Annotated in this window: 20 protein-coding genes; 11 read left to right on the top strand and 9 right to left on the bottom strand. The window is 46.8% G+C overall.

Features of this window, described 5'->3' with window-relative positions; genetic code table 11:
- Nucleotides 1–219 precede the first annotated feature (219 nt).
- On the bottom strand, nucleotides 220–759 hold the full coding sequence (locus tag QUA27_RS16935) for a phosphate-starvation-inducible PsiE family protein (protein WP_333069215.1): 540 nt from the start codon (nucleotides 757–759) through the stop codon (nucleotides 220–222).
- 381 nt (nucleotides 760–1,140) lie between these two features.
- Here QUA27_RS16935 and QUA27_RS16930 point away from each other — a divergent pair, with 381 nt between their 5' ends.
- A complete protein-coding gene (locus QUA27_RS16930; RefSeq protein ID WP_333063623.1) occupies nucleotides 1,141–1,743 on the top strand; it encodes a superoxide dismutase in 603 nt (200 codons plus the stop codon).
- Nucleotides 1,744–1,845: 102 nt separating this feature from the next.
- Here QUA27_RS16930 and QUA27_RS16925 read toward each other — a convergent pair whose 3' ends face one another.
- Entirely contained in the window at nucleotides 1,846–4,581 is a 2,736-nt protein-coding gene (locus QUA27_RS16925; RefSeq protein WP_333069213.1) for a bifunctional acetate--CoA ligase family protein/GNAT family N-acetyltransferase, read from the bottom strand.
- 410 nt (nucleotides 4,582–4,991) lie between these two features.
- On the opposite strand from QUA27_RS16925, the gene pflB reads away from it, so the two are divergent.
- The 6 genes from pflB (at nucleotide 4,992) to QUA27_RS16895 (ending at nucleotide 12,976) form a co-directional block, all read left to right on the top strand.
- Nucleotides 4,992–7,220 (top strand): formate C-acetyltransferase, encoded by a 2,229-nt coding sequence (gene pflB / locus QUA27_RS16920; RefSeq protein ID WP_333069212.1) that lies wholly within the window; start codon nucleotides 4,992–4,994, stop codon nucleotides 7,218–7,220.
- Between the two features lie 179 nt (nucleotides 7,221–7,399).
- A complete protein-coding gene (gene pflA / locus QUA27_RS16915; RefSeq protein ID WP_333069210.1) occupies nucleotides 7,400–8,140 on the top strand; it encodes a pyruvate formate-lyase-activating protein in 741 nt (246 codons plus the stop codon).
- A 124-nt stretch (nucleotides 8,141–8,264) separates the two neighbouring features.
- Nucleotides 8,265–10,898, top strand: a complete 2,634-nt coding sequence (gene adhE, locus QUA27_RS16910) for a bifunctional acetaldehyde-CoA/alcohol dehydrogenase (protein ID WP_333069209.1) — start codon at nucleotides 8,265–8,267, stop codon at nucleotides 10,896–10,898.
- Nucleotides 10,899–11,125: 227 nt separating this feature from the next.
- Nucleotides 11,126–11,419, top strand: a complete 294-nt coding sequence (gene clpS / locus QUA27_RS16905) for an ATP-dependent Clp protease adapter ClpS (RefSeq protein WP_333069277.1) — start codon at nucleotides 11,126–11,128, stop codon at nucleotides 11,417–11,419.
- A gap of 123 nt (nucleotides 11,420–11,542) precedes the next feature.
- The gene (locus tag QUA27_RS16900) at nucleotides 11,543–11,857 is read left to right on the top strand and encodes a hypothetical protein (RefSeq protein ID WP_333069208.1); all 315 of its coding nucleotides are present in this window, start codon (nucleotides 11,543–11,545) and stop codon (nucleotides 11,855–11,857) included.
- A 213-nt stretch (nucleotides 11,858–12,070) separates the two neighbouring features.
- Nucleotides 12,071–12,976, top strand: a complete 906-nt coding sequence (locus QUA27_RS16895) for an ATP-grasp domain-containing protein (RefSeq protein ID WP_333069207.1) — start codon at nucleotides 12,071–12,073, stop codon at nucleotides 12,974–12,976.
- Nucleotides 12,977–12,983: 7 nt separating this feature from the next.
- Here QUA27_RS16895 and QUA27_RS16890 read toward each other — a convergent pair whose 3' ends face one another.
- Both QUA27_RS16890 and QUA27_RS16885 read right to left on the bottom strand, forming a co-directional pair.
- Nucleotides 12,984–13,484: a plastocyanin/azurin family copper-binding protein gene (locus QUA27_RS16890; protein WP_333069206.1), complete on the bottom strand. Its 501-nt coding sequence runs from the start codon at nucleotides 13,482–13,484 to the stop codon at nucleotides 12,984–12,986.
- Between the two features lie 68 nt (nucleotides 13,485–13,552).
- The gene (locus QUA27_RS16885) at nucleotides 13,553–14,671 is read right to left on the bottom strand and encodes a tocopherol cyclase family protein (RefSeq protein WP_333069205.1); all 1,119 of its coding nucleotides are present in this window, start codon (nucleotides 14,669–14,671) and stop codon (nucleotides 13,553–13,555) included.
- Nucleotides 14,672–14,846: 175 nt separating this feature from the next.
- Between QUA27_RS16885 and QUA27_RS16880 the strand changes: the two genes are divergently transcribed.
- On the top strand, nucleotides 14,847–15,428 hold the full coding sequence (locus QUA27_RS16880) for an Npun_F5749 family FMN-dependent PPOX-type flavoprotein (protein WP_333069204.1): 582 nt from the start codon (nucleotides 14,847–14,849) through the stop codon (nucleotides 15,426–15,428).
- A 102-nt stretch (nucleotides 15,429–15,530) separates the two neighbouring features.
- On the opposite strand, the gene cysE is transcribed toward QUA27_RS16880, so the two are convergent.
- Nucleotides 15,531–16,328 carry a serine O-acetyltransferase gene (cysE, locus tag QUA27_RS16875; protein WP_333069203.1) on the bottom strand — a complete coding sequence of 266 codons (798 nt, stop codon included), beginning with the start codon at nucleotides 16,326–16,328 and terminating at the stop codon, nucleotides 15,531–15,533.
- 203 nt (nucleotides 16,329–16,531) lie between these two features.
- Complete coding sequence (locus QUA27_RS16870) at nucleotides 16,532–17,014, bottom strand: hypothetical protein (RefSeq protein ID WP_333069202.1); 483 nt, start codon at nucleotides 17,012–17,014, stop codon at nucleotides 16,532–16,534.
- A 548-nt stretch (nucleotides 17,015–17,562) separates the two neighbouring features.
- Here QUA27_RS16870 and mrdA point away from each other — a divergent pair.
- A complete protein-coding gene (gene mrdA / locus QUA27_RS16865; protein WP_333069201.1) occupies nucleotides 17,563–19,389 on the top strand; it encodes a penicillin-binding protein 2 in 1,827 nt (608 codons plus the stop codon).
- A 134-nt stretch (nucleotides 19,390–19,523) separates the two neighbouring features.
- On the opposite strand, the gene QUA27_RS16860 is transcribed toward mrdA, so the two are convergent.
- Nucleotides 19,524–21,278: a DUF3352 domain-containing protein gene (locus QUA27_RS16860; protein ID WP_333069200.1), complete on the bottom strand. Its 1,755-nt coding sequence runs from the start codon at nucleotides 21,276–21,278 to the stop codon at nucleotides 19,524–19,526.
- Nucleotides 21,279–21,393: 115 nt separating this feature from the next.
- Here QUA27_RS16860 and QUA27_RS16855 point away from each other — a divergent pair, with 115 nt between their 5' ends.
- On the top strand, nucleotides 21,394–21,603 hold the full coding sequence (locus QUA27_RS16855; protein WP_333069198.1) for a hypothetical protein: 210 nt from the start codon (nucleotides 21,394–21,396) through the stop codon (nucleotides 21,601–21,603).
- Between the two features lie 434 nt (nucleotides 21,604–22,037).
- On the opposite strand, the gene QUA27_RS16850 is transcribed toward QUA27_RS16855, so the two are convergent.
- Entirely contained in the window at nucleotides 22,038–22,643 is a 606-nt protein-coding gene (locus QUA27_RS16850; protein WP_333069197.1) for a pentapeptide repeat-containing protein, read from the bottom strand.
- Nucleotides 22,644–22,786: 143 nt separating this feature from the next.
- On the opposite strand from QUA27_RS16850, the gene purL reads away from it, so the two are divergent.
- Nucleotides 22,787–25,348, top strand: coding sequence for a phosphoribosylformylglycinamidine synthase subunit PurL (gene purL / locus QUA27_RS16845; protein WP_333069196.1), 2,562 nt, complete (start codon nucleotides 22,787–22,789; stop codon nucleotides 25,346–25,348).
- A gap of 63 nt (nucleotides 25,349–25,411) precedes the next feature.
- On the opposite strand, the gene QUA27_RS16840 is transcribed toward purL, so the two are convergent.
- The coding region (locus QUA27_RS16840; RefSeq protein ID WP_333069195.1) for a hypothetical protein at nucleotides 25,412–25,616 on the bottom strand (205 nt) is incomplete at its 5' end.

Here is a 25,616-nt window from a genome sequence, read left to right as displayed (position 1 = left end):
TACCATTGAGATTTGAGATTTGAGATTTAAGATTTTAATAATTGGGCATGGCTGATGAAGCTTGTATTTGTAGTGAGGACTAAAATTATCGGTATTTTCAGAGGTTTTTAGTCCTCACTACAAACGTTATCAGGTTGATTTTACGGGAAATGATGACTGGTAACGTGACAAGCAATATCAGAGTAAATCTAAAATCTAAAATCGCCTGTGCCGCCATACTCAGTGAGAATTAAACTTGCTATTGACTGCAAGAGGCTCGACAGAAGATTCAGGCTCTGAAAATTTTCTATTTCTGCTAGCAAGGCGGCGTTCCGGGTCAATTCCCTCGAAAGTTGGCGGCAACCAAACTCGGACTACCAACAGCACCCCCAAAACCAGCAAAAATGCGCCTGTTGATAATATTTGAACCCAGGGAGTTTCCAGCACTCCCCGCACGATAACCTCTCGCAAAACAGATACTATACAAACTTCCACAGCCACCCCTATCGAAACGCGCTGCTCTTGCAAGTAAATAATTAGCAGCCGAAATAATTCCACCAAAACCAATAAAAATAGAATGTCGGCAGTCACTTCCTGAAAATTCAAAGGAGGCAGCAGCGAGAAAAACATTTCTCGCAGTTCGAGTACCATGAAACAGAACAAACCAATACACAAAGAAATTACAATTAAATCTTGGACTGTTTCCAGAGCGGTGACTATTAGTTTTAGATTCAACCATTGCGGGGGGTGATTAATCTGGTTATTTGAACGGTTTTGCATAGACTACTCCTGCAATCTGTTTGACTTACTTACAGCTTAAGTTAATCTGAACTTATCTTTGACAAAAAATAGGTTTAATTTATTTATCACCATTATAAAAATTCCCTCTGTTGACAATTTCCCACCAACTTTTATTTACCGCGCTGGCGGGTTGACATTTTGCCAAACTTTGTGCTATTTAAGACCTGCTATTAGTAGATTTGACTGGTGAAAAGCAGAACTCAAAATCCTAAACTGCTGCAACTGCTATAAAATAGGAAAATTGTAAAGAATTATTTACCACAGCTTGATAAACTCAAGCTAGTGACTCTCGGCTTTAGTCATACAAAAGCCACCAAGTCAACCGAAAAACCCAAAGTAATCCAGAGAGGATTGAACACAATGGCATTTGAACTCGCACCATTACCCTTCGCCGCTGACGCCTTAGAACCAGCTCATATGTCGGCCAACACGTTTTCGTTCCACCACGACAAGCACCACGCTGCTTACGTGACCAATCTGAATAAACTGATTGAAGGGACTGAAATGGCGAGCAAATCCCTTGAAGAAATTGTCAAGGAATCTGCTAAAGACCCATCCAAAGCAGGCATTTTTAACAATGCAGGTCAAGTTTGGAACCACAATTTCTTTTGGAATTCCCTCAAACCGGGCGGCGGCGGCACTCCAACAGGAGCTTTAGCTGACAAAATTAACGCTGACTTCGGCAGCTTCGACAAATTCAAAGAAGAATTCAAGACTGCTGCGACAACTCAGTTCGGTAGCGGCTGGGCTTGGCTGGTTGTGGACAACGGCACTTTGAAAGTCACCAAAACTGCTAACGCCGACACCCCGGTAGCACACGGCCAAACTCCGTTGCTGACTTTGGATGTGTGGGAACACGCTTATTATTTGGATTTCCAAAACCGCCGTCCCGACTACATTACTAATTTCTTGGATAATTTGGCTAACTGGGATTTCGCAGCAGCAAATTTGGCTGCAGCTTAGTAGCATCTGAGTTTCAGGATTAAAGTCCTCACTACCAACCTATAAAGTTTGTAGTGAGGACTTTAGTTGTGATGAATGAGAATTATTTAACCCAACTTGCTATTAGCAGACAAAAACAGCTTTCAACATTCCTTCGCTTCGGTCTGGTTGGAGTTCAAATCCTAGTTTTTTACAGAGGCTCTGCATTTTGTAGTTGCTATTGAGAATGTAGCCGACGATCGCATCTAATTTCTCTTCCTGACCAATTTGCAGCAGCCGCCTCAATAATTCTGTTCCCAAACCGCGCTGCTGATAGCTATCGCTAACGATCAGGGCAAATTCGGCTTCGTTTTTGCCGTGGAGTTTGCTCAGACGCGCTACTCCCAAAATCCGGTGTTCTGAGGTTTTCGGGTCTTGACGATCGGCTACTAACAGCATTTCCCGATCGTAGTCAATAAAACAAATCCGGGTCAAACGTTCGTGAGCGATGCGGTGCTTTAACTTTACCATGTGAGCGTAGCGCAAATACACGCTCTCTTCCGAAAGTTCTTCATGGAACAGCACCATCAGCGGCTCATCTTCTGGACGAATCGGACGGATGGTGATGGGACGATCGCCGTTTGTTGACCATGTTTGAACGTATTGCGTAGGATAGGGGCGAATCGCGGGTGAAATGGGGTTTTCCGTTGTTTGCAGAACAACGCGGGCATCAAGAGCGATCGCACCTTCAGGAGAAACCAACAGGGGATTAATATCAATCTCGGCAATTTGAGGTTGCTCTACAATCAGTTGACTAAAACGAACTAATAACTGTTCGAGTTGTACCAAGTCAATTGCCGATCGACCGCGCACTCCTTGCAAAGCTTTATAGATGCGCGTTTGCTCCATCATCCGCCGCGCTAGGGTGGTATTTAAAGGCGGAAGTGCCAGCGATCGATCTTGAAAGACTTCGACTAATTGTCCGCCGGAACCAAACAGCATCACCGGCCCAAATTGTGGGTCGATACTGCTACCTAAAATTAGTTCGTAGCCTTCCAAATGCACCATCGGCTGCACGGTTACGCCGAGAAACGCTGCAGGATCGATCGCCCGTACCCGCTGGGCGATCGCCTCAAAGGCACTAATTACAGCCTTAGCATCGCCTAAATTTAGTTTTACGCCCCCCACATCGGTTTTGTGAGTAATCGTCTCAGAATGGAGTTTTAGCACCACAGGATAACCGAGGCGATCGGCAATTTCTACAGCTTCGGCCGCACTCGCTGCAATTTCTGTCGCTACGGTGGGAATGCCGTAAGCTGCCAGCAACTGTTTTGATTCGTACTCGGTTAATAGAGTGCGATTGTTTTGGCGGGCTGCAGTCAAAATTTTCGCAGCAGTCGCACACCCGGAAGTCTCGATTTCGCAATCAGCGGGGAGAGATGGCGTTTCGTAGATAGCGCGCAGGTTGTATGTGTACCGCCACATATAGTTGAATAACCTGACGGCGGTATCGGGATAGGGGAAAGTCGGAATATTTGCCTGATTGAGAATTTGCGTTCCCGCTGACACTTCCACACCGCCCATCCAGCTTGCTAATAAGGGCTTTCCGAGTTGGCTGTAAGACTTGAGTTTTTCTGCGGTTTGGGTGGGATTTGTCATCGCTTGTGGCGTCAGGATGACCAGCAATCCGTCACTATTGGGATCGGGAGCGACCACTTCTAGAGTTTTGGCGTAACGATCGCTACTAGCATCGCCCAAAATATCGATCGGGTTGTGATGACTCCACTGAGGCGGCAAAAACTCATCAAGCTGCAGCACCGTCTCCGGTGCCAGATCTGCCAGGGCACCGCCGTCGCTAATTAAGGCATCAGTGGCGATCGCCCCTGGGCCTCCTGCATTGGTGACGATCGACAGGCGGTTGCCCTGCGGTCGCGGTTGCTTGGCCAGAATTTCTGCCATGTCGAACAAATCGGAAATCGTATGTACCCGCAACGCGCCACAGCGGCGGAAAGCAGCGTTAAGCACGTCATCGCTGCCTGTCAAAGCTCCCGTATGGGAAGCGGCGGCTTGGGCGGCGGCGGCGGTACGTCCTACCTTGAGAATGATGATCGGTTTGTCGATCGCCACTGGGCGGGCGGCGGACAGGAACGAACGAGCATCACCCATAGATTCCATGTACAAAACGATACTGTGAGTATGGGGATCGTCCCCGAAATACTCGATCAGATCGCCCCAACCGACATCGAGCATAGAGCCGATCGACACAAAAGCACTAAAACCGACATTTTCCCCCAAACTCCAGTCTAGGATCGAAGTACAGAGGGCGCCGCTTTGACTGATGAAGGCGACATTGCCCGGACGGGCGATCGTACCTGCAAAAGTAGCATTGAGCCCAAGCACGGGATTCATCACGCCGAGGCAATTTGGGCCGATAATCCGCATTCCGCCCAGACGCGCTTGGGCGATAACTTGCTGTTCTAAAGCCTCCCCAGCCGCGCCAATCTCTTTAAACCCAGCAGAAACAATAATTGCCCCTTTCACCCCAGCAGCGATACATTCGCGGATCACTTGCGGCACCCCAGCAGCAGGCGTAGCAATCACCGCCAGATCCACTACTTCCGGGACGCTAGCAATGTCAGGATAAGACTTGAGCCCCAAGACGCTGCGGCGCTGCGGATTCACTGGAAAAACTGTTCCGCCAAACGGATTCCGAATCAAGTTCCACAGGATAGTACGTCCGACGCTTCCTTCTCTCTCTGTTGCGCCGATTACAGCCACGGACTGAGGCCGAAAAATCCGATCGAGCGGATGACGCTGTTCTTTCCAAATATCGTGAGCCGGATCGCTCGCAGTGCTTTGATTTCTTGAATTTATCTGCATAATACCCTACTTCAATTAATCAGCAATTAATATTGCTCTGCTTTCGATAACTACCGCATCCAATCCGAACTCTTTTTCTACTTGTTTTCTGCTTTTTATTCAGCTTCTTCGGCTGTTCGCGGTTTCTGAAAAAAAAATCTCATTGCGCGTTTCCGACCCACCCACCCTTAAACAACATTTCGGTTGTCAAAGTGTTAGTTCGGGAACCAATTTGGTCAGAGCTTCCTTAACAATTCAAGAGGATGTTCTGCCTACTATCTATCTTAATTCTTTCCACGGAATTAACAAGTCAACTTTTGTAACAAATAGCGAACCGGGTAGTTAAAATATTGAAATTAAATATATAGTAGATGTAGTGGTCGAAGAAGAAAAGATCGATCGCTAACAAAAAATTGAGGTGAAAGCAAGCTATGTTTGCAGAATGGCACAGCTTTACTGAAGGCAACTGGACAAACGAAGTCAACGTTAGAGACTTCATCCAAAAGAATTACACCCCCTATGAAGGGAATGCAGAATTTCTCACAGCACCAACAGAAAAAACCCAGCAGCTTTGGCAAAAAGTTCTGGAATTAATGAAGCAAGAGCGCGAAAAAGGTGTATTGGATGTTGATACAAAAGTTCCCACATCTATCACGGCTCATGCAGCAGGATACATCGCTCGCGACTTAGAACAAATAGTAGGTTTGCAAACAGATAGACCGTTGAAACGCGCGATTATGCCCTTGGGGGGAATTCGCGTTGTCAAGGCCGGTTTAGAAGCTTACGGCTATCAGCTCGATCCGCAAACAGAAGAAATATTTACGAAATATCGCAAAACTCATAACGATGGTGTATTCGATGCTTACACGCGCTCGATGCGTCTGGCGAGACGTTCTGGTATCATCACAGGTTTGCCAGATGCCTACGGACGCGGGCGGATTATCGGTGACTACCGGCGCGTTGCTTTGTACGGTGTCGATCGCCTAATTGATGATAAAAAAACCCAGCAAGAATCACTCGAACTAGAGGCGATGGACGAGGCAACAATTCGCTTGCGCGAAGAGTTATCCGAGCAAATTCGGGCCTTGTTTGAATTAAAAGAAATGGCTGCCAGCTACGGCTTTGATATTGGCCGTCCGGCGGCAAACGCACGAGAAGCTGTCCAGTGGGTGTATTTTGGCTACTTGGGAGCAGTGAAAGAACAAAACGGGGCAGCGATGTCTCTCGGCCGCGTATCGACGTTTTTAGACATTTATTTCGAGCGCGATTTGCAAAGCGACGCGAGTTCTGAAGTGGAATTGCAAGAACTGATCGACCATTTTGTCATGAAACTCCGCATGGTGCGGTTTTTGCGAACTCCCGACTATAACGCTCTGTTTTCGGGCGATCCAACTTGGGTAACAGAGGCGATCGGCGGTATCGGCGATGACGGTAGAACATTGGTAACTCGCAACAGTTTCCGATTCTTACACACTCTCTCAAACCTCGGTACTGCACCAGAACCAAATCTCACCGTGTTGTGGTCGGAAAACTTGCCGGACAACTTCAAAGAATTCTGTGCCAAGGTATCCAGCGAGACGAGTTCAATTCAGTACGAAAACGACGATTTGATGCGTCCTCAATACGGCGATGATTACGCGATCGCCTGTTGTGTCTCCGCGATGCGAATTGGCAAGCAAATGCAGTTTTTCGGCGCGCGAGTTAACTTGGCTAAGACTTTGCTCTATGCGATTAACGGCGGTAAAGATGAGAAGTCCGGCGACCAAATCGCGCCGCAGTTCCCACCGATTACTACCGAATATCTCGATTATGAAGAGGTAAGAGCGCGGTTCAAGGAAATGATGGCGTGGTTGGCAAAAACGTATATCAATACGTTGAATGTCATTCACTATATGCACGACAAATACTGCTACGAACGCCTGGAAATAGCATTGCACGATCGCGATGTTTACCGGACAATGGCCTGCGGAATTGCCGGATTGTCGGTGGTGGCAGATTCCCTGTCGGCGATTAAACACGCGAAAGTTAAGGTGCTTCGCAACGAGCAAGGTTTGGCCGTAGATTACTCGATCGAAGGAGAATATCCAAAATACGGCAATAATGACGATCGCGTTGACAGTCTAGCCATCGAACTCGTGCAAAGCTTCATGAACGAAATTCGCCAGCACAAAACCTACCGCGGCGCTGTAGCGACTCAATCGGTACTCACAATTACTTCTAACGTAGTGTACGGCAAAAAAACTGGTAGCACTCCCGACGGACGCAAAGCAGGCGAACCCTTTGCTCCCGGTGCTAACCCGATGCACGGCCGAGATTCCTGTGGGGCGATCGCATCCTTATCTTCTGTAGCGAAACTGCCTTACAGCGATTGTCAAGATGGCATATCGAATACTTTTTCGATTCTACCGCAGGCCTTGGGCAGAATGGAGAGCGATCGGACTAACAACCTAGTTAGTCTTATAGACGGTTACTTCCACGATGGCGGCCATCACATCAATGTTAACGCGCTCGATCGGCAAACATTACTCGATGCGATGGAACATCCAGAAAACTATCCCCAGCTAACAATTCGTGTCTCCGGTTATGCGGTTAATTTCATCAAACTTACCCGCGAACAGCAATTAGATGTGATTAAACGGACATTCCACGAACGGGTATAGCTTCGACTTCGCTCAGCTACCAACCTAAACGGTATCTGAGCAAAGCCCAAACTCAAACTTCGACTTCGCTCAATTAACGATTTAACCGCTGGCTGAGCGGAATCGAAGCCCAAATTAAAACTTTAACTTGACGGCTGCCCGAGCACAGTTGAAGCCAAGCAAAATTCAAAACCAAATCAATGTCTGGAATTGGTCGCATTCATTCAATCGAAACATTTGGTACCGTAGACGGCCCCGGAATCCGGTTTATCGTCTTCACCCAAGGCTGTCCGTTACGCTGTCTTTACTGTCACAATCCCGACTGCCACAATTCCCACGATGGTAAAGAAGTAACCGTTGATTATTTAATCGATCAAATTACCAAATGTAAATCCTACCTGCGGAAAGGAGGCGTTACCGTCAGCGGCGGCGAACCGTTGATGCAGCCGGATTTTGTCAGAGAAATCTTTAGTCGCTGCCATCAAATGGGATTGCATACAGCCCTAGACACATCAGGATTCTGTCTTTTAGAAGTTGCTAAACCGGTTCTGGAAATGACCGATCTGGTTTTATTGGACATCAAATCCTACATTCCCGAACTGTATTACAAAGTCACCAACGTTTCCATCGAGCCAACTTTAGCAATGGCAAAATATCTCAGCGAAATTGGCAAACCGACCTGGATTCGATTCGTTCTAGTTCCTCACCTCACAGATGACATCGAAAACGTAGAAAAACTAGCGGAGTTTATTGCCAGTTTGAACAATGTGGAAAAAGTCGAAGTATTACCATTTCATAAAATGGGAGAATACAAATGGGAACAATTAAAACTGGATTACGAACTCAAAGATACACCTCCTGCTTCACCGGAACTCGTGCAACAAACTGTTGATATTTTTCGCAGCCGCGGGGTAAATGCGATCGGAGCTAGCGGTATATAATAATTAAAAGACCGCGTTCGCAACTCACCAACAATCTTGAAATTATTTGCGTCGATCGGCGGGTTCCCTACCAATTAAAGATTGAGGCAATAATTTTCCCGAAATAAACATCAGGAAAAACAACATGAAAGTTACCAATTTAGAAGAATTAGAAGTCTTAATTCAAAAAGTAAAAGCAGCCCAAGCTGAATTTGCCACCTACACTCAAGAACAAGTCGATCGCATATTCAAGAAAGCAGCTTTAGCCGCTAATGCCGCCCGCATCCCCTTAGCCAAAGCAGCAGTCAAAGAATCGGGAATGGGAGTCATCGAAGATAAGGCAATCAAAAATCATTTTGCCTCGGAAATGATTTACAACAAATACAAAAACGACAAGACTTGCGGTATCATCGAGTCCGATCGGCATTTTGGCTACGAACGCATTGCCGAACCCGTGGGAGTGCTGGCGGGAATCGTTCCTGTAACTAACCCGACTTCCACCACCATCTTCAAGTCTTTAATCGTGCTCAAGACGAGAAATGGCATTATATTTTCGCCCCATCCCCGCGCAAAATCCTGCACGGCTGCGGCGGCAAAAATCATCCTCGATGCTGCTGTAGCAGCAGGAGCACCACCGGATATTATTGGGTGGATTGATGAGCCAACTGTGCCGCTTTCCCAAGCTTTGATGCAGCACCCCGATATCAAACTAATTTTGGCAACTGGCGGCCCGGGAATGGTAAAAGCTGCCTACTCTTCAGGACATCCCTCCCTCGGCGTCGGCGCAGGAAATACTCCCGCCATCATCGATGAAACCGCCCACATCCAAATGGCTGTCAGCTCAATTTTGCTCAGCAAAACTTTCGACAACGGCACGATTTGTGCTTCGGAACAATCTGTGGTTGTTGTGGATGAGGTGTACGATGCAGTGCAACTGGAATTTATCAAGCGCGGTGCTTATTTCCTCAATGCTGAAGAACGGGAAAAAGTGCGGCAGGTAATCTTAATTGATGGTCGATTGAATGCCGAAATTGTCGGACAATCGGTGCAAAAGGTGGCGCAGATTGCGGGTTTTACAGTGCCGTCAAACATCAGGGTTTTGATTGGAGAAGTGGATGGGGTCGGTAAAGAAGAACCCTTTGCTTGTGAAAAACTTTCACCGATTCTCGCCATGTATCGCGCCAAGGACTTTACTGAAGCAGTAGACAAAGCTGAAGCGCTGATAATTTTTGGCGGCCACGGCCATACTTCTGTACTCTACACCGCCCCCCACAATCAGAACCACATTCGTTATTTTGAAAGCAAACTAGAGACTTCGCGGGTGCTGATTAATACGCCTTCTTCTCAAGGTGCGATCGGCGATTTGTACAATTTCCGCCTCGATCCCTCCCTTACCCTCGGTTGCGGTAGCTGGGGCGATAATTCCATTTCTGTCAACGTGACACCCCATCACCTGCTCAATATCAAAACCGTAGCAGAACGGCGCGAGAATATGCTGTGGTTCCGCATTCCTCCCAAGATTTATTTTAAGTCGGGTTGTCTTCCTGTAGCTTTGAGGGATCTTGCAGGTAAGAAACGTGCTTTGATCGTGACGGATCAACCTTTGTTTGAATTGGGATTGACTAAGGAAGTCACAGATAGTTTGGAAGAAATCGGCATCGATCACTACACATTTTACGATGTGGAACCCGATCCTTCGCTCGCTACTGTTCGCAAAGGTTTAGAAATCTGCAATAGTTTCCATCCAGATGTGATTATTGCCTTTGGTGGTGGGTCGCCGATGGATGCTGCTAAAGTAATGTGGCTGATGTACGAGCATCCAGAAATTGAGTTTGAAGGATTGGCGATGCGGTTTATGGATATTCGCAAGCGGGTATACGAACTGCCGCCTTTGGGTTCAAAGGCAATTATGGTGGCAATTCCAACTACTTCGGGAACGGGTTCGGAAGTCACGCCTTTTGCAGTTGTTACGGATGAACGATCGGGGATTAAGTATCCGCTTGCAGATTATGCTCTGACTCCGAGTATGGCGATCGTCGATCCAGAACTTACGCTGAATATGCCCCGGAAACTGACTGCTTACGGCGGCATTGATGCGCTAACCCACGCTTTAGAAGCTTATGTTTCTGTGTTGGCTTCTGAGTATACAAATGGTTTGGCTTTAGAAGCGATTCGTTTGCTGTTTAAATACCTGCCCAGCGCTTACAAAAATGGTGCTAACGATCCGAAAGCGCGGGAGAAAGTACATTATGCTGCTACGATTGCCGGGATGGCATTTGCCAACTCTTTTCTGGGGGTTTGTCACTCAGTAGCTCACCAATTAGGTGCAACTTGCCACGTCCCTCACGGTTTAGCGAATGCGCTGATGATTTCCCACGTAATTCGCTACAATGCAACGGATGTTCCGTTCAAACAAGCGATTTTTTCTCAAAACAAGTATCCTAACAGCAAGTGGCGTTATGCTCGAATTGCTGACTATCTGAATTTGGGCGGCGATACAGAAGATGAAAAAGTTGAGAAGTTGATCGCAGCGGTAGAAGATCTGAAGCGTCAGGTAGATCTTCCTAGCACGATTCAGGAGGCTCTTGCCAGTCAGGGAATGAGTGATGATTTCTTTTTTGCTCGCGTTGAGGAAATGGCCGATCGTGCTTTTGACGATCAGTGTACCGGAGCGAACCCCCGCTATCCGCTGATTGAAGATTTAAAGCAACTTCTGGTGCAAGCGTACTCTCACGGCGGCGACACTTCTGAGGTCGATCGAGTGTTAACTGTAGTTTAATCGGCGCGGTGCAATAGATTTCTCCAGAAAAGCCTGTCAATGGGGAGCAGGGTATCTAACCCCTAATCCCCACAGTTTCTGGAGAAGTTTAACGCAGGGCCCGGTGGTGAAAATAAACCCCGAAGCGGATCAAAATACCAAGTACGGGTTGAAAAATTGTGAAATTGTGTTATGATGTTAGAGGTAACTATTTTACGAATTCTGTAGTTTCAGTGGCTGTTCGCGCGATGACCTCTTCACCAACCATATCACCCGTTCGATCGAGTCAAGTTACCCGCAAACCTTATCCCAACTATCGGGTAATAGTTCTTAACGACGATTTCAACACGTTCCAGCACGTTGTGGAATGTTTGACGAAATACATTCCGGGGATGACGAGCGATCAAGCTTGGAAACTCGCCAACCAAATCCACCACGAAGGGCAGGCCACCGTCTGGGTTGGCCCGCAAGAGCAAGCAGAACTTTATCATATGCAATTGAGCCGTGCGGGGCTGACAATGGCTCCGCTAGAGTCAGCTTAACTTTTTTTAACTGACAGTTACAATACTTACTTTGAAACTTGCCAAAATGGCAACATCACTTCATCCTCTTGATTTAGATTATGGGTAAACAAGCCTAATCTTTTACTCAAGTAGGATAATTTTATGAATCATCCTTTTGATCTAGATATTGCTGATCTCGAAGCAATTGATTTGGATTTTGAAGAGACGCTAACTGATGAAGAGTCCACGCGCATCGGAGGTGGATTAAGGGCTACCACTCTAGCTATAGGTGAAGAAGGTGGTGGTGGGATACAGTGTATCTCAGCTCCCTGTCCGGGAAGTGAAGGAGGAGGAGGATTTCCTCCCAAGCCTATTCCCATTGACCCTCCGATGACCACTATGGCTCTAGGTGAAGAGGGTGGAGGATATTACACGAAAGCTTGGTTTGAAGGCGGTGGAGTCCCTATTTATTGGTAACCTCATTCGTGCCGACAATGGTAGAGATTTTGCCTAATTCCTGAACTATTCCGCTTCTTTCTGTAATAAGAATTTCAAAGATTCAGCCTCATTCGAGTGTTTTTTTCAGTGTTTTTATTCAATATATAAAAAGTTGCAACACTCTCAAAACAAGTGATGCGACTTTTCATATTTGTACTTGATTGTAGCCTATTTTTTATTTTCAAATTTCCCATGAACATTTTAATTCTGGGTAATGATTCAGATGCTCATGCTGCTCATATAAAAGATGCTCTCACCCAAGCCGGTGCAGAAGTAGATTATTTAGATACCTATCTGTTTCCAAGACAGTTACGTCTGTCTTGGCAACCTGATACCCTGGTAGGGTGCTTGACGCTACCCGGAGGTCGCCAGTTGAATTTTCAAGATATTCACAGTGTATTTTGGCGCAATTTTTCCGGTGTTGGCGTTGCACCTTTAAATGATGCAAATCAACAGCAAGTTGCATTGAACGATTCCATGAGTACAGTGCGCTCGCTAATGCAAGCTTGTCCGGCTCGCTGGATTAATTCCTGGCAGGCATACCAATTTCATAAAGAAAAACCCCTACAACTGAGTCTGGCAAAGCAAATAGGAGTTACAATTCCTGCAACTTTAATCAGTAACAATCCAGAGCAAGTTAGGGAATTTTTCCCCTCTCAGAAAAAAGTAATTTTTAAGCCAGTTTATGGTGGTGCTCATACCAAGTTGGTGACAGAGGCACATTTAGAACCTAATCGGCTGGACTTGGCTTTGAGTATTTCTCCAATCACAATACAAGAGTATATTCCTGGGACAAACATTCGCAGTTATGTGATTGGTGAATCAGTCTATTCGGCGGAAATTCGCAGTCAAGCTTTGGACTTTCGGGAAGATTTAGAGTCCGAACTAATTCCGATAGTTTTGCCCGAATCAGTTTACCAACAATGTTTAGCAATATTAAAGGCATTTATGCTCGATTGGACTGCTATTGATTGGCGTCTCAAGCCAACGGGTGAGTATGTATTTTTAGAGGCAAATCCTAGTCCGATGTTCAGACATTTTGAGCGTCAGACTGGTTTTCCGATTACACAAAAATTGGTCAGTCTTTTAATGTATTAACTCGGACTTAAGAGGCGATCGTAATTTTACCAATCATTCCCGCCTCTGTATGTCCGGCTACCGTACAGCGCAGGTTGTAGGTTCCCGATTTCATCGGTACAAACACCCATTCTGCCATAGCGCCCGGTTTAAGTTCCAATTCGTGAATCGCTCCTTTAATTTCCACCTTACCCGCTTCAACTTTTTGACTCCAACTCGCATCAGCAAAGTCTTTAGCAGTAAAATAATGTTTCTGCGAACTGGGATTTTTTAGCACTAATTTATAGCGCTTGCCAGATTCAAATTCTAACAGATTGGGAAAAAACTTTAGTTCCCCAGCTTCGTTACCTAAACTAACAGTAATTTCGGTGAGAGGTTGCCGAGACAAATCCCCGGCAGCACTAGCAATTGCCGTCGGCATCAAGATTGTACTCAAACATAAAATTACTCCCAAAATCACCTTAAAAGTTTTTTGTAACCGCTGGCAGCGGTAGAATTTGCCTAATTGCCAACCGAGTATATTGATCATGGCTGTTCTAACTCCTGTTAACTATTAACTGCCTAATGACTAATGACTACTAACTACTGACTGCTGACTTAATTCGATCGCCAAACTTCATCCCAAGGCCCGCCCCCAACTTCCAAACCGCATAAAGAACTTTGAGCCTCTAAAATAATTCTAGAACGCTGCTTGCCATTTTTTTCCACATTTCCCCCCAACAACTCTCGCAGTTGCAAGCGCAATTCGCCATGCGTCGTATCCCGGCAGCAAAAAGCCAGACCTTTTTCTGTAGGAGCTCGCAGATAAGTACCAGAACAGTTTGTAGTGCCAATTAACTCAACTTCAAACTGACTATTTCTAGCCTGCATTTTCCAGCTTCCCCAAGGTTCAATATTCCAACTAACTTCCGAATTCCAAGGCACAAATTCGTAAAACTTACCTCGGTAATGCAGACAAATCATTGCTACCGATTCCATCCACCACAGCACGCCCCGCTTGCCCCCGCCAGCAGTTAAAGCTAAATCGCTTTCGCCTTGAAAACAATTGCAATTAACCCAAAACCACTTTTGCGGAAAAGCACCGCCCCAGTTTTTTTCACTATAAGCGGGAGCATCTTTAAATTCATAGCGTTGGCCGTTCCAATCAATCCAGCCCGTGGCTAAACCGTGAGCCATTAAAATTTGCCATCCTGGTTCAAATACGGGCAGAAAAGATAGCATTCCCGCCGTTGATTTCTGGATTTCTTCAGAGTTTCCCCAGCCGTAAATAGGTTGAATTTCGTACTGCCAAAAACAGTGCCTGCTGCTTCCAGGATCGTGCAGATAACCTTGATTCACAGTAGCAGTAGCTTGATAGCCTTCTTCGACGCGGCTGTCGAATAATTGAGGCTCTAAATATTGGGATTTAATTTGTAAATCTGTTTTGCCCCAATGTCCGAAACCTAAGCTGTCTCGGTGCGCCCAAAACTTATTTACATCGGGGAAAGTGCGGCACAAATAGCTATCTTTCGGGCCGAGAATTTGAGCGGCACCGCCGCTGTAAGGTTGACCGCCTCTGGGGTCTTCGATGGAATACATGAATGCAAAGGATTGTCCGTGAATCGGTAAGGTTATTCGGTAGTACCAGCCTTCAAAAAAGCGCCGGGAACTGCCGTCCCAGTGGTAGCCGCTGTGGGGAGTTTCAATAGTTTTGAGTTTTGAGAGTGAATTTGACATAAAATTACCAATAGCAAGATTTTAATAGCTGTAAGTTGTGAGTTTAGGCAAGAGAAGCAGCAGGAAATTCGGCAACAGATTGGCTCGACGGATTTAATGGATGTAACTGATAGAATTCCCAATTACCGATTACCAATTACCGATTACCGATTACCAATATGATAGGTTATTAACTATGTCTTTAGCACTTTGGCGATCGCCCTTAGCTCGCGCGCTCCACCGCAACCGCAGTCTCGCTTTTGCCCGCTACTTGCAACTAGCAACTGTTCGCGCCACTGGGCGTCCGGCCAACCGCACTGTGGTGTTTCGAGGTTTTTTAGCTGATACTAATCAGTTGAAATTTATTACAGATATTCGCAGCCAAAAAGCTGAAGAAATTAACCTCTATCCTTGGGGGGAAATTTGCTGGTATTTCCCAAAAACTCGCGAACAATTTCGGATTGCTGGAAAGCTAGTTTTGGTAGGGGCAGATTATCCAGAGGGAGAGTTGTGCTCGTCGCGCCGCACAACTTGGCAGGAGCTTTCTGAGGCCGCTAGATCGCAGTTTGCTTGGCCGCAGCCGGGGGATGACAAAGCCGAGGCTAGTGCTTTTGATTCTGCTTCCCCAAATGCGATCGATCCGCTTCCTAATTTTTGCTTGCTGTTGTTGGAACCGGAAACGGTGGATTTTTTGGAGTTGCGGGGGGAACCGCAAAACCGATCGCTTTATCGGCGCGACGGGGAGGGAAATTGGTCTGTGCGATCGGTTAATCCTTGAAAAAGAAGTCAGTAGTCAGTAGTTATTGCTTATTAGTTATTGGTTATTTGTTGTCAGTTCCAATGCCCAATGCCCGGCGCGGGCCAATGCCCAATTCAAATTTTAGATGCCGGTGCCGTCAAAAAACTCTTGAATTGCTTTATCTTTTAACTGACAAGTGGTGGCAACAGCTAATTCGGTTTTTTCAGCTACAGCTACATTGCTGGTTTGATTTAAAGTTGGGAATGATGAAGGCGAATTGGGAACAGAATTTAAGGAGACAGATGCTTGAGGAAGCAAATTTTTTACTTGCTGTTCGAGGGACTCGATACGATCGAGCAAAGAGCGAATTACCACTGCTTCCGAATCCGGCAAACTGCCGTGTTCTAGCGGATTGACGCGCACTCCCGATCGATACACGATGCGGCCGGGAATCCCTACCACTGTACAGTCAGATGGTACGTCGCGGAGCACGACGGAACCGGCGCCGATGCGAACGTTATTGCCAATTTGCAGATTGCCGAGTACCTTTGCGCCGGCACCGACAACTACGTTTTCGCCGACGGTAGGGTGACGCTTGCCACTTTGTTTGCCAGTACCGCCAAGGGTGACACCTTGGTAAATTAGGGCAAAATCGCCGATAATCGCTGTTTCGCCGATCACAACTCCCATACCGTGGTCGATGAATACGCTTTTGCCGATGGTTGCCCCTGGATGGATTTCAATTCCGGTCAAAAAGCGAGCAATGTGGGAAATCAAGCGGGGGATGAAAGGAAGTCCCAACACATAAAGCCAGTGTGCGAGGCGGTGCAGCACTAGGGCCTGAAGACCGGGGTAGCAAAACAAAACTTCCAGCCAGTTGCGAGCGGCAGGGTCGCGATCGAAAATTATACTGAAGTCAGCTCTAAGAGTCTTTAGCACTTTCGGAGTTACCTATTTTGGTTAAACACGCCACTTTCGATTTTACATTTTACTGGATGGGAGAAGTGAGCGGTCGATCGGGAGATTGGGTAGTGGGAGATTAAGAGTGTGGGAGATTGGGGCAGTGGATCGCTCGGAGATGGGGAGATGGGGGTAGAATTTGACGACATTTTATTGTGGCATAGCCACAGCGTCACTGCGTTCTATTCCTGTACTGAGATTGTATAGTTAGACTTGACTCCGGGTTCGACAGTACCGACCCAAATCTTGTAAGAGCCTGCTTGCCAGTCTGAATCAACTATGCCAGCATCTTTATTCTGACCTATATCGTCTCCGCAGCGCACCGCATTACCGGGGCCTTGTACGAGTAAGGTTGTGTCCTTGCCTCCGCTGTTGACTTGGAGCGTGAGTTTTGAAAATTTTTGCTGCAAGACTATGATGTGGTCGGGAGTTGGGGTGGCAAAACCCAAACATTTGTTTTTGTGGCTATCGGCGTTGGCTATCACAGATAGAGAGTACGATCCGCCTGTGGAACCTCTCAAAACTGCTGTTGGGGGTGCAAAACCTCGCGATAAAGTTAAAGTGCCGAAATTGGCTGTTTCTGCTAAAACTGGTAGGGCGGCGATCGCGGCAATCGCAGCCAAGAGCGCACCGTTTTTGAAATTGGGTCGCTGATTAAACAACATGGCAATACTCCTCGGTCACAACTTAAAACCACAACTCAGAATCTACCCATCGCAGCCCCTAGAATCCAAACTTGGGAGGAAGAATAATTTTTTTTAAATTAGTTCAAAACCTCCTGGCTTCTCTTTCTTATGTCTATCAGGACAATCCCTGTACGATCGCGCTCGCTTGTGCCACTCGGATTTCTGCCACAGGCGAGCGACTCATATCCGCAATTGTACGGTGTCAAGATGATAAATTTGATACTCCTCGCCTTGCTGTTGGCGCTCGGTTCCCTATTGACACAGGCCTTGGTATTGTTACCTATAAGCCTATCCGGCTGGCTCCACCTCCCTAATTGGCTGAGCCTGGCCTTGATTTTTCTGGCTACTTCTTGGTGCTTGGGGGATTAGTCAGCAGTCATGAGTTATTGGTGATTAGTCAAAAGTTAACGATCGATCATTCCGTTTCTCCCAAGAGTCAAGGCCCGATTGTCCCCGGTTTGATGATGTATACTTCACAATTGACAATTCAAGAATCTAAAATCTAGGATTTGACATCTACCTATAGAATGATGCAACGACAAGTTTATTCAATCTCAGCATTTCCCTCTTCTGACAAAACCCTCGCGGAAACTCCTAAGAAACAGGAGCGTCCGATACACCGGGCGATCGTGTTAATGCTAGTGGCAACAGGTTTGCTAGGTCTGCACGCTAGTCGGCTGGTGGAATTGCAACTGATACAAGGGAAGCAAAACCGGGAAAGAGCCGAAAACAATCGCGTTCGCCTAGTGCCAATGCCGGCGAATCGCGGACATATTATCGATCGCAAGGGCAACTTGCTAGCAGCAAACAATTTAGCTCGATCGGTATATTTGTGGCCGAAAGAACAAACGCCGGAAGAGTGGAAAGCGACAGCAGAAAAGTTGAGTCCGCTGGTTAAAATCCCGGCGAAAGAAATTTTAAAAAAATTAAAAGAGGTCGATCCTCAATCCTACAGACCGGTGCGGCTCAAGCAAGCAATGCCGCCAGAGGTGTTTGTGCCACTAGCAGAACAGGTGGGACAGATGCGGGGAGTGGAAGTGCGGCCAGAAGCGAACCGCTACTATCCCGAAGGCAGTTTGGCGGCTCACGTTATCGGATATATTGGCGAGGCTACCGCAGCAGACTTGGAAGCTCATCCGGAATACCCGATGGGGATGATTGTCGGTCAGATGGGCATAGAAGCGAGTTCTAACAAGAAGATTGCAGGAGTTTGGGGCGATCGACTGATCGAGGTAAATGCCCAAAATCAAGAATTGCGGCTGATGGGAGAGACACCGCCCAAACCCGGTGAGGCGGTGCAGCTAACCATAGACTTGTCCATGCAAAAAGCAGCCGAAAAAGCCTTGGGGAACCGCCGGGGAGCAGTAGTGGCGCTGGATGTCAAAACCGGGGGGGTATTAGTTATGGCCAGCCACCCGACTTTTGACCCCAATCTGTTTACACGAAAAATCACTAAGGATGAGTGGCAAACTCTTCAAGACCAGGAAAATCCATTTTTGAATCGGGCCATGCAAGGCTATCCCCCCGGCAGCACGTTTAAAATTGTGACTTCCGTCGCGGGCCTGGAGTCGGGCAAATTTTCGCCGGACTCAATTCTCGGTACTTCGTCTTACATTACTGTGGGGGGAATTGATTTTAACGAACACAGCGGCGGTTACGGCGACATCGGCTTTCGGGAGGCTTTGGCTTTCAGCAGCAATACGTTTTTTTATCAAGTGGGGATTAGTACGGGGCCGGAGCAAATTTCTAAGTGGGGACACCGCTTGGGAATTGGCAAGGATACGAATTTGAATCTTTTGGGGCTAGGCGGCGGCGATCACGGTCAAATCCCGACGCCGGAGGAGAAGGAGAAAATTTATAAAGAACCTTGGTATGCGGGTGATACGGTAACGATGTCGATCGGTCAGGGGTTGGTGTTGGTAACTCCTTTGGAGGCGGCGGTGATGGTGAGTTCGATCGCTAACGGCGGCTATCGGGTGAAGCCCCATCTTTTGACTTCTATGACCGGCACACCGGAGACTCAACGAGTAAAGATTGGGATGAAACCTTCGACAATTCAGGTGATTAAGGAAGGACTGATCGCGGTGGTTGCCGAGGGTACGGGACAGGGGATGAATGACGGTTCGATTCCGATGACGGCGGGCAAAACAGGGACTTCGGAGGTTATTGGACAGGAGGATCACTCTTTATATGTGGCCTTCGGGCCTGCTGACAAGCCGGAAATTGCGATCGCCGTGGTTGTCGAAAATGGCGGTTATGGTTCTGTTGCCGCGGCCCCGATCGCGAAAGAGGTGTTTCAAGCTTATTTTGGGCAACCGAAAAAGGTGAAGCAGTCAGTAGTGATTACTCCTTAGTTATTGGGAATGGGCCATTGGGCATTGGGAATGGGGAATTGGGAATTGGGCGTAGTTTCTTCCTTCTTCCTTCTTCCTTCTTCCTGACATCCGTTACATCCGTGGAGCGAATCCGTTGCCGAACTTCCTTATAACTAATTCAGCCGCATAAATATTGTAGCTTTGCGAATTCCTGCGATCTCTCCCGTACTGGTGACAGTGAGCGATCGCAAGTGCTCGAACAATGGTCTTGCCGAAAGTTCAATTAACCTCAACAGCGGGATTTGTTTTTCCCAAATTGGCCTGCTGGAGGGCCAGTCTAAATAAAAATAGCCGTCGTTAGATGGTGGCAAGGTTTCAATGCTGGTTTGAAAATCTTGATTGGCAAATAAAGAGCCTGTTTCTGCTGCTTCTAGTGCTGCGTCCATTGCTTCTACTGATGTGGTAAAAATTTCGTATTTGCCGACGGTGGCTCGAACTCCTTTTGCCTCGGTTTCGATCGCACTTTTTCTCTTATTTTCTTTCCCATAATTTGGGTTCGTTGTCAACTGCGTCCAAGCGGTAATTTTCTGATTTCTCAGACTGAAGCTGCCGATGCTGTATTCTTTGCTGCGGGCAATTTCATCGAGTTTGTCGATCGCCTTTTGGGAATCGGGAGATGTTTCGGCGGCAAAAATCCAATCGGCACTATTTGATGAATTCGGAAGCACTGCTAAAGCGTATTCTCCTTGTACCCAGTCAAATATATCCTGCTGCAGGTTGACGCCCCAAACTTGCTGAATATCTGCGAGAGTGCGATCGACTAATTTTGACACTTCAGCGTTAGCTGACACCGCCGATGACAAATCAGTCCAAAAATTCCTTAAATCGGTGCTGGCGACCGCGAAAGGACTGGCTGAGGGAATGTACTGCAAGGCTTGCACGGGTTCCGAGAGTGTTGGAGAAGCTGTGTTTTCTCGCGATGTCACTAAAGCAGTTTGAGCAAGCAATCCCCGTCGGTTGACTCCGACAGCAACTGCGAGAGAATTAAGAGAAACTGGGGGATTTGGGTCGGTTGCTGACTGCGGGAGATTGACAAATGCTACAGCAATTCTACCTTGAGTTAGCTGCTGCAAAGCTTTTTGGTATTCCGGAGTATTGTTGAGGTTTAAGTTTGCTGATTCAACGTTATTAATGGCTTCTCGAATCACACTGGGGCTATTGGCAAATAAAACAAAATTTTGGTTATTTCCAGAATTTAAATTACTGCCGATTGCTGCTGTTGCGAAGCTGGGTGGAGAATTTGTATTCAGCAAATAAAATGGGTTAAAAGGCGAAATAAAAGCCGATTTTTTTTTCGCTATAGTTGCTTGTTTATAATTAATTTTAACGCCTTTATATAGTTCCGAATGAACTGTTTTATCGGCACGAGGTTGTTGGCGCCAGTATGAGTCGAGAAATTTTTGGCTGCGATCGGCATTTTGGGATGAAACGGCTAGCAAAAACCCGGTTTGTTTGCCGTTGCTGCTGTCGCCATCGAAATCTGGCGTTGTAACGGCGAGGGTAATTTCGTCACCTATCCAAGGTTGGATATCTCGACTGTAATCCAGGCCTGTATTGGCGAGGAAACTTTTTTTGATTTGCTCAAATTCTGCGTGCGATCGACTTCTTTCTTCAGGAGTGGCAAAAACTTGTCGCAATGCTTCGAGGCGATCGGGATTTACCAGCATTGATGCTAACAAAGGTGCTTGTTTCGAGACAAACACAGCCGCAGCCGGAGTGGTTGTCGGCCCGCCAGCGAGCAAATTCAGGGGAGTTTGAGTTGTCAGCCAGTAAAAACCACTGGCACTCAAGCCTAAGAGTGCCAAGACGCCAGCAATGAGGAAAGAAAAGAACGATCGCAGCTTCATACAACAAGGACTAATGACCACAGTCTATTATTAACTAGAGTAGCGCATGACCGTAGCTGTCGGCAGATACTTTTTGTTGAGTTCGCAAAACAGAAATATCAACTAAAATATACTCAAGCTTTAAAACCCAAGTAAAATGCTAACAATATCAACGCCTGCCGAACAGCGAGTTTTACTGCCAAATATCAGTTGGCAATTATATCAAAGCCTGCTAGCGGAACTGGGAAACAAACGTTCCACCAGAATTGCTTATCATCAAGGTCAATTAGAAATTATGGTGCCGCTATCGGAACATGAAAATCGCAACAGGCCGATGGATCGCTTAATTGTAACTCTCATAGAATAACTCAATCTGGAGTACAACCCCTTTGGCTCGATTACTATTAAAAACCCCAAAAAAGCAGCGGGTAGAGAACCAGATTCATGTTATTATATCCAGAATGAAGCACTGGTCAGAGGGAGAACATAATTAGACTTTCCTCACGATCCGCCGCCCGATTTAGCACTGGAAATTGATATTACCAGCAGTTCCTTAAATCAATTCGATTTATATATTTATATGCAGATTTAGGCGTACCATAAATTTGGCAGTACGACGGACGAAGCATCAAGTTTTATCAATTGCAAAATGGCGAATATGCCGAGTGCAATTTTTCCCGAACTTTCCCAATGCTACCGACTGTAAAAGTTGACGAATTTATCGATCGCACTCAAACTACAGGCGCCACCGCAGCAGTGCGAGAATTCCGGGAATGGGTAAAAAATCAGTAATTGTGCAGTCTACCACGGCACTCCTCGCGCATCGGAAAAATCGGCATCTATAACCGCCCCCGGATCGAATACAGCATCAGTTAAATCAGCTTTTCTAAACGACGTTATCGACAATTTTTCTATTTCTTCAACAGCGATAAAAAAGCCGATCGCAGTTAAGCCAAGAATTACCCCAGAAACCAAAAATAAGATAATTCCCCTGAGAGTATCTCCACCCAAAAATGTCACAATACCGCTAGCCCCGATCGCAGCAGCAGCCCCAGCCACAGCCCCCGCCACAATCCCAGCCTCGCACCGAGTCGCCGCAATCGCCGTAGCAGCCGTTCCGGCCACAGCCACAGCCCCCGCATCTGCCCCGGCAATCAGTCCAGTCAAAGCCCCAGCCGTCGTCACTGTAACCGCCGTTACCCCAGCCCTAGCAATCAAATTTCTCACCCGCCTGCGGCTTTGTCCGGTTCTGACACCCTGAAAATTTGCCCCTCTCAAAATCGCCCCAGTGAAATTGCAGCCTCGAATGTCGCAACCGCTGAAATTCGCCCCTGACAAGTCAAGCCCTTTAAAAGAACGGTTCCGCAAGTTTTGGTTAGCAAAATTGAGATTTCGAGGTTGAGTCATTCGATTTTAGATTTTAGATTTTAGATTTTAGATTTTAGATTAACCAACCCAAAGACCTAGGGTTATAGATTTTAGATTATAGATTTTAGATTAACCAACCAAAGGGCATTTAGAATAAAGCCTGTGGTTTATAACGAGTTTCCATGTCTCCCATCTCCGAATCCCCATTTTCCCCCGAACAAATTGCCGGTGAAAGACTCACACCTGAAGAATACGAAGAAATCGTTCAGCGTCTAGGTCGCCATCCCAATAAAGCTGAATTGGGAATGTTCGGCGTCATGTGGAGCGAACACTGCTGTTACAAAAATTCGCGGCCACTATTAAAACAGTTTCCCACAGAGGGCGATCGAATTCTAGTCGGGCCCGGAGAAAATGCCGGCGTCGTAGACTTGGGAGAAGGCTTGCAACTCGCCTTCAAAATTGAATCCCACAACCACCCGTCAGCAGTTGAACCTTTCCAAGGTGCGGCAACCGGTGTCGGCGGCATTCTCCGCGATATCTTTACAATGGGTGCACGCCCGATCGCACTTTTAAATTCCCTGCGTTTTGGCAACTTAGACGACGCTAAAACTCAGAGATTGTTCAAAGGAGTAGTATCAGGAATTTCTCATTATGGAAATTGCATCGGCGTACCCACAGTTGGCGGCGAAGTTTACTTCGATCCTGCTTATTCCGGCAACCCATTAGTTAACGTCATGGCCTTGGGTTTAATGGAAACTCAAGAAATCGTCAAATCCGGGGCATCCGGCATCGGAAATCCCGTGCTGTACGTCGGTTCAACTACTGGCAGAGATGGCATGGGAGGAGCAAGTTTTGCCAGTGCAGAATTGACAGACAAATCAATGGACGATCGCCCCGCAGTCCAAGTAGGAGATCCATTTTTAGAAAAATCCTTAATTGAAGCTTGTTTAGAAGCATTCAAAACCGGTGCAGTCGTCGCCGCCCAAGACATGGGTGCCGCCGGAATAACCTGTTCGACATCAGAAATGGCAGCCAAAGGCGGCGTCGGCATTGAATTCGATTTAGACAAAGTTCCCGTTCGAGAAAGCGGCATGATTCCCTACGAATACCTGCTTTCAGAATCCCAAGAACGGATGTTGTTTGTTGCCCAAAAAGGACGGGAACAGGAATTAATAGATATTTTCCACCGCTGGGGATTGCACGCGGTAGTAGCGGGAACAGTTATCGAAAAGCCGATCGTCCGAATTCTATTTAAAGGCGAAATCGCTGCCGAAATTACCGCCACTGCTTTGGCAGATAACACGCCAATTTATCACCGAGAACTGTTGACAGAGCCGCCCGAATATGCTATAAAAGCATGGGAATGGACGGCTGATTCCCTGCCACAATCCACAGTTACAGGTATCGAAATTAACGGCAATTTCCAAAATTGGAATCAGGTTTTGCTGACGCTTTTAGATACTCCCACCATCGCTTCTAAACGCTGGGTTTATCGCCAATACGACCATCAAGTGCAAAACAATACTGTTGTTTTACCGGGAGGCGCTGATGCTGCGGTTGTCAGATTGCGTCCGTTAGAACCTTGCCAATCTTCCCTTGGTAACGGGCTAGAAGTACACCCCCTCGCTAAGGGAGATTTACAGAGAGAAAATGCTATTTCTCTAGCTTCCGAAAGCAAACAGGAAGAAGAGGTAATTCCTCTATTTAAAAAGGCACAAGGTAGGGAAACTCCGAAAGTTTCTCCCCCCCTTAGCAAGAAGGAAGCGCCTCTGGGGGTGATTCCTGGAGTTGCTGCAACGGTTGATTGCAATTCTCGTTATGTTTATCTCGATCCTTATGAAGGTGCAAAAGCAGTCGTAGCGGAAGCAGCGAGAAACTTAAGCTGTGTGGGTGCTGAACCTCTGGCAGTTACTGATAATTTGAATTTTGGCAGTCCCGAAAAGCCTATCGGATATTGGCAGTTAGCCTCAGCTTGTCGCGGGATTGCTGATGCTTGTAGAGAGTTGGGAACGCCTGTGACTGGCGGCAATGTTTCTCTTTACAATGAAACTGTTGATGCTGAGGGGAATCCTCAACCAATTTATCCGACTCCGGTAATCGGAATGGTGGGGTTAATTCCCGATTTGAAGAAGATTTGCGGTCAAGCTTGGCTAAAGAAAGGTGATTTAATTTATGTGTTGGGAATGGGGGAATCATACCAAAACTCAGAAGTTTCATCTGAAAGCTCAAAAATAGAAACTTCTCCTACTCTGGGAGGTTCGGAATATTTAGCGGCAATGCACGGGATTGTAGCTGGGAAACCGCCAAGGATAGATTTTGAGTTGGAAAGAAAAGTGCAATCGGTTTGTCGTGATGGAATTCGGCAAGGTTGGGTAGGTTCTGCCCATGATTGTGCGGAAGGTGGAATTGCGATCGCCCTCGCGGAATCCTGTATCTCTGCTAAAATGGGTGCGGAAATTCATCTCAGTTTTAATTCAGCAAATGTCAGCCGCTGGGATGAAATTTTGTTTGGTGAAATGGGCAACTGCATTGTAGTTTCAGTCGCGCCGAAAAATCAAGAAATTTGGGAGTCTTACCTGCAAGAACATTTGACCAAAATGTGGCATAAAATTGGTTTAGTTGGCGGGGCTGAATCAGCTTTTCGGGTTTTTAGTGCTGACAATCAAGCGTTAATTGAGGTTGGGATGAGTGAGATGGGCGATCGATTCTATAATGCGATCGAGCGTCGGATTGCATCTATTTGATTGCGCCTCATACAGAGGGCGGTTGAAACCGCGTCTACACAGACGAAACCCCGCCTTCGCGAGTTACATTTCTTGAGTCCGCGAAGGCGGACTTTGTTTGTGTAGTAGCGATTGAAAGAGACTGTTGGCAAATATCTGAGGGGTCAAACCTCTCAGATATCGCCGTCCTGAATAGGCAGAATGATTGTGTAAGGTAGGGTCGAGAGAAGATGTTACCACCTTCTCCCTCCCATTCGGAACCGTGCTTGCCAGTTTCCCGGCACACGGC

This window comes from Microcoleus harperi Pol14_C6, from assembly GCF_036701295.1.
Classification (GTDB): Bacteria; Cyanobacteriota; Cyanobacteriia; order Cyanobacteriales; family Microcoleaceae; genus Microcoleus.
This window is presented reverse-complemented; position numbering and strand designations above follow the sequence as displayed.